Here is a 12,914-nt window from a genome sequence, read left to right as displayed (position 1 = left end):
TTAATTTATTAACTTTTAGACACTTAAACAAACTTCAAAGTCACAATCTTTATTTAAACACCAATAAACTGACGACTAAATTTTGTATAAAAGCATCCAAAACATGTATCTTTACACAAAATAGAATTCAATGAAACTTGTTCTAATTACATTAGTACTTTTAGGTTTAGGCGTTGCAGGTATTGCCATAAAAATTTGGGCAAAAAAAGATGGTAAGTTTGCTGGCACTTGCGCAAGTCAAAACCCTATGCTCAATACTGAAGGTGAAGCCTGTGGTTTTTGCGGAAAATCACCAGATCAATTCGAAGATTGCAACGAACCTCAACACTCTTAATTATTAATGGTAATTCTTGAAATAGCATTCTACATATTTATAGCTGTTGTAGGTATTCAAGTTTTCTTTTACGGAATTATTTTTAATAGTCTTACTCGACACAAAGTCATAAAACCAAAACAAAAAAACATTTCAGTTTCAGTTATTATTTGTGCTAAAAATGAAGCTGAAAACTTAAAAAAAAATTTACCATTGATCATGACTCAAGATTATTCTGATTTTGAAGTCATATTAATTAATGATGATTCAACAGATGACACTTTAAAGGTATTAGAAGAATTTCAAGAAAAGCACAATAATATTAAAATTGTAAATGTAAAATCAGTTGAAAAATTTTGGGGTAATAAAAAGTACGCACTTACTTTAGGAATAAAAGCTGCTACTCATAATTTCCTGTTATTTACTGATGCAGATTGCAAACCTTTATCAACATATTGGATCAAAGAAATGACCTCTCATTTTTCAAATGACAAAACGATAGTTTTAGGCTATGGAGCTCATAAAAAAATTAAAGGCTCATTCATTAATAAGCTCATTCGTTATGAAACCTTCTTAACTGCTATTCAATATTTATCTTATGCTGCACTAGGTCAACCTTATATGGCAGTAGGCAGAAATTTAGCCTATAGAAAAGAACAATTTTTTGAAACAAATGGTTTTATGCAACATATGCACATAAAATCTGGTGATGATGATTTATTCATCAATCAGGTAGCAAAGGCATCAAACACCACTATTTGTATCACAAAAGAAAGTTTTACTGAATCAATTCCTAAACAATCTTTAAAAGATTGGACAATACAAAAACGCAGACATATAACCACTGCAAATCATTATAAATTAAAACATCAATTTTTTCTAGCGACCTTTTACTGCTCGCAATTATTATTTTGGATATTAGCTATTACATTATTAATTGTCATGTTTAATTGGAAAATCGTAGTAGGATTAATTATTTTAAGATTTTTAGTTCAATTTATTAATCTCTTTTTGGCTTCAAAAAAACTTAACGAAAAAGACCTTCCTCTTCTTAGTCCATTACTTGAGTTGTTTTTAATTGTCTTTCAATTCTTTATATTTATAAAAAATATGATCTCAAAACCTAAATATTGGAAGTAAAAAAAGCAATTGAAAAAGCAAAAACTAACGATCAAATTGCATTTAATTTTTTGTTGGACACCTTTTGGAATAGTGTTTACGGATTTCAACTAAAACGTACGGAAAATGAAAACGATGCTGAAGACATAACCATTCAAACCTTTTCTAAAGCCTTTGATAAAATTGAGACCTATGATGACAAGTATGAATTCAAAACTTGGTTAATAACAATCTCAAAAAACATTCATATTGATTTAATACGGAAACGAAAATCATCTATTCCGCACACATCCAATAGTGATAAAGATGATAGTTTTCATACAATAATTGATGAATCACCTTCTCCTGAAGACAAGCTCATTACTGAACAAAACCTTGCAAAATTGCTTCGTGATATAAAAAAACTAAAACCACATTATCAAGAAGTTATTCATTTAAGATACTTTCAAGAATTTAGTTATAAGGAAATATCTGAACAACTTGATGAGCCTATGAATAATGTAAAAGTTAAACTTCTAAGAGCTAAAAAACTTTTGGCTGAGATTATTAAAAAGAAATAATTACAAGTGAATTTCAGTCTCAAAAAAATAGGTCCAGGATTACTTTTTGCTGGTGCTGCTATTGGTGTTTCTCATTTAGTCCAATCTACAAGAGCTGGAGCCGATTTTGGTTTTGGATTAATATGGGCATTACTTTTAGTCAACCTTTTTAAATATCCCTTTTTTCAGTATGGGCCTCGTTATGCTTCAGCAACTGGAGAATCACTTTTAGATGGTTATAAAAAACTTGGCAAACCTGTTTTAATTGTCTATTTCTTACTCACATTTGCAACAATGTTTACCATTCAAACTGCAGTAACAATTGTAACTGCTGGTATTGCTGCATCATTATTTGGAGATGTTTTCAGTATTGAAATTTGGACAATTATTGTATTAATAGTTTGTCTACTAATATTACTCATTGGAAAGTACAAACTTCTTGACAAGCTTATTAAAATCATAATCATAACACTTACGATTAGCACTATAACGGCTGTTTGTTTTGCTTTATTTAATGAAACAAAAGCCATATCAATCAATCAAATATTCCCATCAAACGGAATAGAAATTGCCTTTTTAATTGCTTTTATGGGCTGGATGCCTGCACCTTTAGATATTTCGGTATGGCATTCACTTTGGACGATTGAAAAGAAAAAAACTTCAGGTGAATTTTCACCAAAATCGGCATTATTCGATTTTAACGTAGGCTACATCAGTACTATCTTATTAGGTATTGCATTTGTAGCATTAGGAGCATTAGTCATGTTTCAGAGTGGTACGACATTTAGCAGTTCAGCAGGACAATTTGCCAATCAATTATTAGATATGTACACAAAACACATTGGGAACTGGGCTTATGTTTTTATTGGCATTGCAGCATTTACAACTATGTTTAGCACCACTTTAACCACTCTAGATGCATCTCCAAGAGCTATGGCGAAGACCTCACAATTACTCACTGGGAAAATTTTTAATAAAGGATATGTATTTTGGATACTAATTTTAACCTGTGGTACTATTATTATTTTCTTCATATTTGCTTCAGAAATGGGATTACTTATCAAGGTCGCAACTATTCTTTCATTTTTAACAGCTCCTTTTTATGCAATAATTAACTATATTTTGATTTCTAGCAAGCATACACCTAAAGAATGGAGACCATCTAAAGGGTTACACCTACTAAGCATTCTTGGAATTGTATTCCTAATAGGATTCGGGATTTGGTATCTTATTTATTAAGATTAATTTAAAAGAATACTTCGTATCTTTGTATTTGAAATTTTTTTAGAATGAGTACAGAATCAGCTTCAAATACAATCACTAAACGTCAACCGAAACCTAAATGGCTTCGCGTAAAGCTACCTACAGGAAAAAAATACACGGAACTAAGAGGTCTAGTTGACAAGTACAAATTAAATACGATTTGTACATCTGGGAGTTGTCCAAATATGGGTGAATGTTGGGGAGAAGGAACAGCAACATTTATGATTTTAGGCAATGTATGTACACGTTCTTGTGGTTTCTGTGGAGTAAAAACAGGACGACCTGAAACTGTAGATTGGGATGAACCAGAAAAAGTAGCACGTTCTATAAAAATAATGGGAATCAAACATGCTGTCTTAACAAGTGTTGATAGAGATGACCTAAAAGATATGGGAAGTATCATGTGGAGCGAAACTGTGAAAGCAGTAAGACGAATGAACCCTGAAACAACTTTAGAAACACTCATTCCTGATTTTCAAGGTTTAGAACAACATATTGACCGAATTATTGATGTTGCTCCAGAAGTCGTATCTCATAATATAGAAACAGTAAGACGTTTAACTAGAGAGGTTCGCATTCAAGCTAAATACGATCGTAGTATGTATGTTCTTAACTATTTAAAACAACAAGGACAACGTCGTACAAAATCTGGAATTATGCTAGGTTTGGGTGAAACACGTGAAGAAGTCATTGAAACACTTCACGATTTAAAAGCAAATGATGTTGATGTCGTCACTATTGGACAATATTTACAACCAAGTAAAAAGCATTTACCTGTCAAACAATTTGTTACTCCAGAACAATTTGATGAATATAGAGACATTGGATTAGATTTAGGTTTCCGTCATGTAGAAAGCAGTGCTTTAGTTAGATCTTCATACAAAGCGCAAAAACATATCAACTAGATGATTAACGTTGCTATTAATGGTTTTGGAAGAATTGGAAGACGCGTTTTTAGACTAATTCAAGATCGTGAAGACATTCAAGTTGTTGCAATAAATGACCTTGCAGACGCAAAAACGCTTAGTCATTTACTTAAATATGATAGTATTCATGGTGTTTCAAAACATGACATTTCATCTGCAGAAGCAATAATTAGCATTAATGGTAGACACATTCCACTTTTAAACAAGAAGCACCCAAAAGAAATTGATTGGAGTCCATTTAATGTTGATTTTGTCATTGAGTCATCTGGGAAATTTAAAATATCTTCAGATTTAGAATACCATATTAAGAATGGAGCAAAACAAGTTATTTTATCTGTTCCTCCAATTGACGATGACATAAAAACTGTTGTTCTTGGTATCAATGACCACGAGATTCAAGGAAACGAATTAATTATTTCAAATGCATCGTGTACTACCAACAATGCTGCACCAATGATTTCTGTCATTGACAAACTTTGTGGTGTTAAACAAGCCTACATAACAACTGTTCATTCTTATACTACAGATCAAAGTCTACACGATCAACCTCATAAAGATTTAAGAAGAGCAAGAGCTGCTGGACAATCTATTGTACCAACAACAACAGGTGCTGCAAAGGCTTTAACAAAAATTTTCCCTGATTTATCTGACGTCATTGGTGGTTGTGGCATTAGAGTTCCTGTAGCAAATGGTTCATTAACAGATATCACTTTTAATGTTGATAGAACAGTAACTATTGAAGAAATTAATACCGCATTTAAGCATGCTTCTCAATCTCACTTAAAGAATATACTTGAATATACCGAAGATCCTATTGTATCAATAGATATCGTTGGCAATCCTCATTCTTGCATTTTTGATTCTCAAATGACTTCTGTGATTGGAAACATGATAAAAATCGTTGGCTGGTATGATAATGAAACCGGATATTCTTCAAGAATTTTAGATTTAATTTGCAATTTATCGATGAAATTAGTACGTTTATCGAATAAATAATTATATTTGTCCAAATAAAGTGGCCAAAATATGTCCCAAATTAAATATTACATATTAGCTTTTTTAATCACTTTATCGACATTTGCTTTTGCTCAAATTGATACAGAAGAAGATGTTGATATATTAAAAATGCGCATTGAAAACCTAATCACTCAATCAACTTTTGATAATGAGAGAGGTGAATATTTTAATGCAAAAGACAACCTTGAAAAAGCGCTTGTTATCGCTGTAAAAATAAGCGACAGAAAGAGCGAAGGCGAAATTCACACCAAAATAGCTAAACTACAATACACAGTTAACGAGTATGAAAATGCTTTAGTTTCATTGACTAAAGCAGCAGAAATACAACGTGAAATTAATGATTATGGTAATTTAGCCATGACCTATAATATTAGAGGCTCACTTCACGCAAGTAAAAAAGAATACCAAACAGCTTTAGATTACTACAATTCAGCAAAAACCAAATTCGAGGAAGAAAACCTTGAGCATTTTATACCTGAAGTGACATTAAATGAAGCAAAAGTTAATTTAAAACTTAAAGATTATAAAACAGCAAAAGCACTGCTTGAACGTACAATCGTACTTGCCAAAAAATATAATCAAAATAATATTTTATCAAACGCCTTAATCTATAGTGGAAAAACAGTTGACAAACTTGGAAATAATCAATTGGCGATTTCGATAACAAAAGAAGGTCTTGACATTGCAAATACTAACGGATTTATTGAGAATACTAATGAAGCCTATTTAACATTAAGTAATATCTATGAAAATGAAACTGATTTTGAACTAGCACATGAATATCTTGCTAAACATGTTCAGCTTTCGGATTCTATTCTTAATGTCAGAAGAGAAAATTTAACGCCTGAAAAAAGAGTACAATATATTGATGCATACAATGCTGCAGATTATGAAAAGCTAAAAAATATAATAGAAAAACAAGAATCTGAAAGTAGTTTAGCAAAAATAACAACCATATTAAGCATTGCCTTAATTACAATTTTATCATTGTTAACCTTAGCTCTTTATAAAAACAACAATATTAGATTGAAATCTAATAATATGCTTCATGAAAAAAATGATGATCTTATAGAAGCGATGCGTAAAGCAGAGCAAGCTTCAAAAACTAAAGCAAACTTTTTATCTACAGTTACTCACGAGCTTAGAACACCTTTATATGCTGTAACTGGTTTAACAAACATGTTATTAGATGAAGAACCTAAAGAACACCAAATACCACATTTAAAGTCTTTAAAGTTTTCAGGTGATTACTTATTGACCTTTATTAATGATATTCTTCAAATTAACAAAATTGAAGCTAATAAAGTCGAACTTGATCCTGTTCAGTTTAACTTGCAAATGAAAGTAGAAAACGTAGTTTCTGCACTTAATAATTCGGCATTAGACAACAATACCATAATGCACTTCGAATATCAAAAAGATTTACCACATACGTTTGTTGGAGATAATTTAAAAATATCACAAATATTAATCAACCTCATTGGTAACTCCATCAAGTTTACTAAAGATGGAGATATTTGGGTAAGAGTATATAGTATTTCTAAAAACGGAAACGACCACATGCTTCGATTTGAAATTGAAGATAATGGTATTGGAATCTCTAAAGAAAAACAAGACAATATGTTTGAGAGCTTCTCCCAAGGCTCTATACAAATTAATAGAAAATATGGTGGAACAGGTCTAGGTCTATCCATTGTAAAAGGATTAATTGAAATATTAAAAGGAAAAATCTACCTAAAAAGTGAACTCGGAAAAGGAACTACTTTCTTTTTTGAAATCCCATTAACCTACGCTCCAGAAGAAGTTAAAATTATTAAAGAGGATTACTCTAAAAACATTAGCAAATTGGACATTAGCAACATTAAGATTTTGATTGTTGAAGACAACAAGATTAATCAAATGATTACCAAGAAAATCTTGAATAAGATGGGTCTTGAGTGTGAAATCGTAGACAATGGTGAAGCTGCAGTAGAAAAAGTAAGAGAAAATACTTACGACGTTGTACTCATGGACATTCACATGCCAGGAATTAGCGGACTAGAAGCCACTAAAATCATTAGAACATTCGACAAAGAACTTACTATTTTTGCACTTACAGCGGTAACTCTAGAAGACAAAATGCATGAGTTTGATGAAGCTGGATTTGATGACATCATTTCTAAGCCTTTCAAACAAGAAGATTTTGAGAAGAAGTTATACGAAGTACTTGCAGAAAACGAAAAGACAACTCCGTCTGTATAATTAAGTTTTTAGATAATTATTAATTGTATTTTTAAATACTTCAGATTGATCTATCTTAAATTCAATCGGTAAATAAAACAAGGTATCATTATCTTGAAAATAAGGTTGCAATCTTACATAATCCTTTTCGGTAGTTAGTATTCTTTTCTTCCTTTTTAAACTAGAAATCTCTTCATCACTAAAGTTATGATGATCTTTAAATTTCAAGTGCTCAAATTTCAACCCTTTATGCTTTAAGTAATCTTCTAATGGTTGCGGATTGGCAATTCCAGTAACTAAGGTAAATTCATCTTTTAAATCTGATAATGCTATATTTCCAGTCTCATTCAAAACAGTTTCAGAATATACAATCGAACTAAAAAACACATCTTGATTAGGCAATGGTTTTAGTCGATTAATAACAGTAAATTTTTCTTCCTCAGAGATCGTTCCTGGACATTTAGTTACCACAATTAGATCAGCACGTTTTGCTCCAGACCTTGGTTCTCTTAAATTCCCTGTTGGCAAAACAATATCATCACAATACAAATTATCATAAGATGTCAATAAAATATTAAATCCAGCTTTCACCTTTCTATGCTGAAATGCATCATCTAACAAAATAAGATCGAGTTGCTTTTGTTTCAGTAATTCTGAAATCCCATGCCTTCTATCTGCATCTACAGCTACGGTTACATCTTGAAATTTTTTATAAAACTGAAAGGGTTCATCACCAATTGAAGTTACAGTTGCATTTTCATCTGCAATAATAAATCCTGAAGAGTCACGCTTATAACCTCGACTTAAAGTCGCTACTTTATAATTCTGACTTAAAAACCGAATAAGATATTCTATTGTTGGTGTTTTCCCTGTGCCTCCTACACTCAAATTGCCAACACATATTATTGGAATTTGATAGACTGTAGAAGACTTCCAACCTAAATCATACAATCTATTTCGCAACCATGTTACTGAATAGTAAACGGGAACAACTGGAAAAAGTATGTTTCTAATTAGTTTCATCTTGACGAAATCAATTGCTAAGATAATCATATCAAATGACTATAAAATTTTATATTTGAAACAAATTTATAATTATGATTGTAAAAGATGTTATCAATTATCTAGAAGAATTGGCTCCTCTTCAATATGCTGAAGACTTTGATAATGTCGGACTTCTAGTTGGAGACAAACAATCAAAAATCACAGGAATACTAGTAACATTAGATACTTTAGAAACTGTTGTTGATGAAGCCATTGAAAAGAATTGTAATCTTATTGTGAGCTTCCATCCTATTATTTTTAAAGGTTTAAAAAAGATAACAGGAAAATCATATGTTGAAAGAACTGTTTTAAAAGCCATTAAAAATGATATTGCTATTTATGCAATTCACACAGCTCTAGACAATGCACTTAAAGGTGTAAATGATATTATTTGTAACACTTTAGGCTTAATAAATAAAAAGATTTTAATTCCACAAAAAGGAACCATAAAAAAATTAACCACTTATGTTCCAACAAAGAATGCAGAAGCTTTAAGAACTGAATTATTTAAAGCAGGAGCTGGAAATATTGGAAATTACGATAATTGCAGTTTTAATACTGAAGGAAAAGGTACATTTAAAGGAAATGAATCATCAAATCCGAAAGTTGGAACAAAAGGTGAATTACATGAAGAACCAGAAACTCAAATTTCTGTTACATTTAATAAACATGTCGAGTCACAGCTTTTAAATACACTTTTTAAACATCATCCATATGAAGAAGTTGCATTTGAAGTTACAACGCTTGATAATTACAACCAAAATATTGGAATAGGAATGGTTGGCGAATTAAAAAACAGTCAAAAAACAGAAACATTTCTTCAGTTTGTAAAAGAAAAAATGAATGTCTCTTGTATTAGACATTCAAATCTCTCAAAAAATAATATCGCTAAAATCGCAGTCTTAGGAGGATCAGGAAGTTTCGCAATCTCTGCAGCTAAAGCAGCTGGAGCTGATGTATTAGTAACTTCAGATTTAAAATATCACGATTTCTTTTCTGCAGGAAACGACATTATATTGGCTGATATTGGACATTACGAAAGCGAACAGTTCACAAAAAGCTTTTTAGTAGACTATCTCTCGAAAAAAATTACTAATTTTGCAGTCGTTTTATCAACGACGAATACAAATCCGGTAAAGTATTTATAATTATGGCAAAAAAAGCTGAAACATCTGTTGAAGTACGATTAAGAGCATTGTATGATTTACAATTAATCGACTCTAGAGTAGATGAAATTAGAAACCTAAGAGGAGAATTACCTCTAGAGGTTCAAGATTTAGAAGATGAAGTTGAAGGTTTAAATACAAGACTTGAAAAGTTAGGTACGAACTTAGATCTTATTGACGACCAAATCAAAGGAAAGAAAAATCTTATTGAAGAAGCGAAAGCGCTAATCAAAAAATATAGCGAACAGCAAAAGAATGTTAGAAATAACAGAGAATACAATTCTTTAACGAAAGAAGTTGAGTTTCAAGAATTAGAAATTCAATTAGCTGAAAAGCACATCAAAGAATTTAAAGTTCAGATCGATCAGAAAAAAGAAGTGATTTCTGAAACTAAAAGCAAACTTAAAGATCGCACAACACACCTTAAGCATAAGCGTGGTGAGTTAAACGAAATTTTAGCTGAAACTCAAAAAGAAGAGGATGCATTACTTAAAAAATCTGAAGATTTCCAAAAGAAGTTAGACGATCGTTTAGTAAACGCTTACTTACGTATTAGAAATAATGTAAAAAATGGATTAGCGGTTGTACCAATTGAAAGAGGTGCTTCTGGAGGATCATTCTTTACAATTCCACCACAAATTCAAGTTGAAATTGCTTCTCGTAAAAAAGTAATTACTGATGAGCATAGTGGACGTATTTTAGTTGATGCTGAATTAGCTGAAGAAGAGAAAGAAAAAATGGAAAAAATGTTTGCAAAACTTTAGTGAACTATCCATTATAAATTTTAAAAAGCCTTCACTTCTTATTGAAGGCTTTTTTATTGTTTTTATAATCGTAATATTGCAATATTACAATTTCAATATTATAGAACTTAATAATCTCAAAACTAAACTTTAATATAATTTTCACAAATTTCATATTAAGGTATCTTCCCTTTTATCGACTAATTGAAAAACTATTCATAAAAATGAAAACATTATTTATAACATTAATCATCACATTACTCTTCAGTTGCAAAAACATTGCGCAAGTTAGTAATGAACAACAGGCCATTATTAATGCAAGTCCAATTGAAGTCCCTTTAGATAACGGAAAAGCACGCGCTTATTTTGCTAGTGGTTGTTTTTGGTGTGTAGAAGCTGTTTACGAAAGCGTTAAAGGTGTAGATGAAGTCATTAATGGCTATTCTGGTGGTTTTACAGATAAACCAACTTATCAATTGAGCAATACCGGAAGAACAGGACACGCAGAAGCTGTAGAAGTTATTTATAATCCAAATATAGTAAGCTTTGCAACTTTAGTGGATGTCTTTTTTGCGTCTCAAAATCCAACACAGGTTAATGGTCAAGGACCAGATTATGGATCTCAATATCGTTCTATTATTTTTTATCAAAATGATACACAGAAAAAAATCATTGAAAAGAAGAAAACTACTTTAGCTAAAGAACTCAATGCAAAAATTGCTGCGGAAGTTTATCCGTTTTTAAAATTCTGGATAGGAGAAGACTATCATCAAAATTACGAAAGGCTTCATCCAAATAATAGTTATATTAGGAATGTATCAATTCCAAGATTAAGAAGTTTTCAAGCTAAAATGCCAACTATTTTAAAAGCGAATCATTAAATTTTAGTTGCCTTAATTTCAAAAATAAGAGGATACAATTTATCATTAGTTGCATAATTTCCAGATTTAGTTTCTACTAAGTTTGGTAAAACATTATACGGACTTTCATCACATTCGTTTAAGTAATCAATTTTCAAACCTGCCTCAACAAGAGCATTAATAACTTCGCTTAAACCATGATTCCAGCCATATTCCTTACTTATCATTTTTGATTTTTGATTCGCATAAGTACCTTCGTATTCTTCGTAAATAGCCTCGTCTTGCATATAGCCATATGTCATCATTGGTTTACCTTCTAAATAATCAAACATCCAAACAATAGGATGAAATTCAACCATATAAAACGCACCTCCTTTTTTTAAGCGCTCAGCAATCATTTTTCCCCAAGGTTTCAAATCTGGTAACCATCCAATAACACCGTAAGACGTAAATACAATATCAAACACTTCTTTTATATTCTTAGACGTATCTAAAACATTACATCGCACAAAGTCAGCATCAAGTTGAAGTTCTTCATTTAAAGATTTCGCTAAAGTAATCCCTTCATCACTTAAATCAATACCAACACATTTGGCACCTGCTCGACTCCAACTTAAAGTATCTTGTCCGAAATGACACTGTAAATGCAATAAGGATTTTCCTCTTACATCACCTAAAGCATTTAATTCATAAGTCATTAATGAAGACTTACCGTTTTTAAAAGCTTCTAAATCATACATATCACTTTTAGAATGTATTTTCACTTTTTCATTCCATGTTTGTCTGTTTACTTCAAAATAATCTTCTCTCATTGCTTCATTAATAAAGTGCTAAAGTAATAATAACTATGGAAATGCAAACACCAAACATCATCTGCTAGGTTTCTACTACTTGATTAGATTATCTTTGTTAAAAAACTAATGACACGACTACTAACTATTATTTGTATACTCTCAATTCTGGCAGCTTGCAAAGCTGAAACAAAAGAACAAAGCTCAAAACCTGAAACTATATCTGAAGTAAAAAAAGAGCTTAGTTCTGCCGAAAAAATCGCACAAGCTCATGGCATTGATAATTGGAAAAATGTGAATGAAATTCAATTCACATTTAATGTTGATCGAGATGAAAACCATTCTGAACGGACTTGGAAATGGCAACCAAAAAATAATTATGTGGTTTCTATTGTCAGTAAAGACTCTATCATCATGTATACAAGACATGATAAACTCGAACCTAGTTTTGTTAAAGTTGACCAAGGTTTTATTAACGATAAATTCTGGCTATTATTACCTTTTCAATTGGTTTGGGATGAAGGCACAACAATTTCAGAATCTATAAAAGAAGTCGCTCCAATTTCAAAAATAAAACAAAACAAAATCACTTTAACTTACGGAAACAAAGGAGGCTATACTCCTGGTGACGCTTATGATATTTATTTTGATGAAGATTATCTCATTAGAGAATGGGTGTTCAGAAAAGGTAATTCTGAAACACCTTCAATGACCAATACTTTTGAAAACTATGAAGAATTCAACGGTATGAAAATCGCAAAAGACCATAAAATGACTGAAGGTAATTTTAACTTGTACTTTTCAAACATTAAAGTTAAATAAATATTAAAATTGAAAATCGCCTGTAATTATAACATCCAATTTACGACTCATAGACGTATATAAAGTATATATAAAAATATTCCGCATATTG

General features: G+C 31.1%; 13 protein-coding genes. 11 read left to right on the top strand and 2 right to left on the bottom strand.

Going from position 1 to position 12,914, the window contains the following annotated elements:
- Positions 1-130: 130 nt before the first annotated feature.
- From MUN68_RS01810 to MUN68_RS01780, 7 genes are read left to right on the top strand one after another with little or no spacing between them, the layout of a single operon-like run.
- Positions 131-334, top strand: coding sequence for a membrane or secreted protein (locus MUN68_RS01810; RefSeq protein ID WP_249995019.1), 204 nt, complete (start codon positions 131-133; stop codon positions 332-334).
- A gap of 6 nt (positions 335-340) precedes the next feature.
- Complete coding sequence (locus MUN68_RS01805) at positions 341-1,453, top strand: glycosyltransferase (protein WP_249995020.1); 1,113 nt, start codon at positions 341-343, stop codon at positions 1,451-1,453.
- A complete protein-coding gene (locus tag MUN68_RS01800) occupies positions 1,444-1,992 on the top strand; it encodes an RNA polymerase sigma factor (protein WP_249995021.1) in 549 nt (182 codons plus the stop codon). The genes MUN68_RS01805 and MUN68_RS01800 overlap by 10 nt, the downstream gene beginning before the upstream one ends.
- Before the next feature lie 6 nt (positions 1,993-1,998).
- Positions 1,999-3,210: an Nramp family divalent metal transporter gene (locus tag MUN68_RS01795; protein ID WP_249995022.1), complete on the top strand. Its 1,212-nt coding sequence runs from the start codon at positions 1,999-2,001 to the stop codon at positions 3,208-3,210.
- A gap of 50 nt (positions 3,211-3,260) precedes the next feature.
- The gene (gene lipA, locus MUN68_RS01790) at positions 3,261-4,139 is read left to right on the top strand and encodes a lipoyl synthase (RefSeq protein WP_249995023.1); all 879 of its coding nucleotides are present in this window, start codon (positions 3,261-3,263) and stop codon (positions 4,137-4,139) included.
- On the top strand, positions 4,140-5,156 hold the full coding sequence (gene gap / locus MUN68_RS01785; RefSeq protein WP_249995024.1) for a type I glyceraldehyde-3-phosphate dehydrogenase: 1,017 nt from the start codon (positions 4,140-4,142) through the stop codon (positions 5,154-5,156).
- A gap of 30 nt (positions 5,157-5,186) precedes the next feature.
- Complete coding sequence (locus MUN68_RS01780) at positions 5,187-7,418, top strand: ATP-binding protein (protein WP_249995025.1); 2,232 nt, start codon at positions 5,187-5,189, stop codon at positions 7,416-7,418.
- On the opposite strand, the gene lpxK is transcribed toward MUN68_RS01780, so the two are convergent.
- A complete protein-coding gene (gene lpxK / locus MUN68_RS01775) occupies positions 7,419-8,420 on the bottom strand; it encodes a tetraacyldisaccharide 4'-kinase (RefSeq protein ID WP_249995196.1) in 1,002 nt (333 codons plus the stop codon).
- 74 nt (positions 8,421-8,494) lie between these two features.
- On the opposite strand from lpxK, the gene MUN68_RS01770 reads away from it, so the two are divergent.
- The 3 genes from MUN68_RS01770 (at position 8,495) to msrA (ending at position 11,231) form a co-directional block, all read left to right on the top strand.
- Entirely contained in the window at positions 8,495-9,589 is a 1,095-nt protein-coding gene (locus tag MUN68_RS01770) for a Nif3-like dinuclear metal center hexameric protein (protein WP_249995027.1), read from the top strand.
- A 2-nt stretch (positions 9,590-9,591) separates the two neighbouring features.
- Positions 9,592-10,371 carry a zinc ribbon domain-containing protein gene (locus MUN68_RS01765; protein ID WP_249995028.1) on the top strand — a complete coding sequence of 260 codons (780 nt, stop codon included), beginning with the start codon at positions 9,592-9,594 and terminating at the stop codon, positions 10,369-10,371.
- Positions 10,372-10,574: 203 nt separating this feature from the next.
- Positions 10,575-11,231 (top strand): peptide-methionine (S)-S-oxide reductase MsrA, encoded by a 657-nt coding sequence (gene msrA, locus MUN68_RS01760; RefSeq protein WP_249995029.1) that lies wholly within the window; start codon positions 10,575-10,577, stop codon positions 11,229-11,231.
- On the opposite strand, the gene MUN68_RS01755 is transcribed toward msrA, so the two are convergent.
- Positions 11,228-12,022, bottom strand: a complete 795-nt coding sequence (locus MUN68_RS01755; protein WP_249995030.1) for a class I SAM-dependent methyltransferase — start codon at positions 12,020-12,022, stop codon at positions 11,228-11,230. The genes msrA and MUN68_RS01755 overlap by 4 nt on opposite strands.
- Positions 12,023-12,130: 108 nt before the next feature.
- On the opposite strand from MUN68_RS01755, the gene MUN68_RS01750 reads away from it, so the two are divergent.
- Positions 12,131-12,823 carry a hypothetical protein gene (locus MUN68_RS01750; RefSeq protein WP_249995031.1) on the top strand — a complete coding sequence of 231 codons (693 nt, stop codon included), beginning with the start codon at positions 12,131-12,133 and terminating at the stop codon, positions 12,821-12,823.
- Positions 12,824-12,914 lie beyond the last annotated feature (91 nt).

Origin of the sequence: Psychroserpens ponticola (assembly GCF_023556315.2) — a bacterium.
In the GTDB taxonomy this organism is placed as follows: Bacteria; Bacteroidota; Bacteroidia; order Flavobacteriales; family Flavobacteriaceae; genus Psychroserpens; species Psychroserpens ponticola.
The sequence above is the reverse complement of the archived record's forward strand: the minus strand, read 5'-3'. Positions and strand labels throughout refer to the sequence as shown.

Bases quoted from the DNA above. Each gene is read 5' to 3' on its own strand.
- MUN68_RS01810 (WP_249995019.1), top strand. From the start codon at position 131: ATGAAACTTGTTCTAATTACATTAGTACTTTTAGGTTTAGGCGTTGCA.
- MUN68_RS01805 (WP_249995020.1), top strand. From the start codon at position 341: ATGGTAATTCTTGAAATAGCATTCTACATATTTATAGCTGTTGTAGGT.
- lipA (WP_249995023.1), top strand. From the start codon at position 3,261: ATGAGTACAGAATCAGCTTCAAATACAATCACTAAACGTCAACCGAAA.
- gap (WP_249995024.1), top strand. From the start codon at position 4,140: ATGATTAACGTTGCTATTAATGGTTTTGGAAGAATTGGAAGACGCGTT.
- MUN68_RS01780 (WP_249995025.1), top strand. From the start codon at position 5,187: ATGTCCCAAATTAAATATTACATATTAGCTTTTTTAATCACTTTATCG.
- lpxK (WP_249995196.1), bottom strand. From the start codon at position 8,420: ATGAAACTAATTAGAAACATACTTTTTCCAGTTGTTCCCGTTTACTAT.
- MUN68_RS01770 (WP_249995027.1), top strand. From the start codon at position 8,495: ATGATTGTAAAAGATGTTATCAATTATCTAGAAGAATTGGCTCCTCTT.
- MUN68_RS01765 (WP_249995028.1), top strand. From the start codon at position 9,592: ATGGCAAAAAAAGCTGAAACATCTGTTGAAGTACGATTAAGAGCATTG.
- msrA (WP_249995029.1), top strand. From the start codon at position 10,575: ATGAAAACATTATTTATAACATTAATCATCACATTACTCTTCAGTTGC.
- MUN68_RS01755 (WP_249995030.1), bottom strand. From the start codon at position 12,022: ATGAGAGAAGATTATTTTGAAGTAAACAGACAAACATGGAATGAAAAA.
- MUN68_RS01750 (WP_249995031.1), top strand. From the start codon at position 12,131: ATGACACGACTACTAACTATTATTTGTATACTCTCAATTCTGGCAGCT.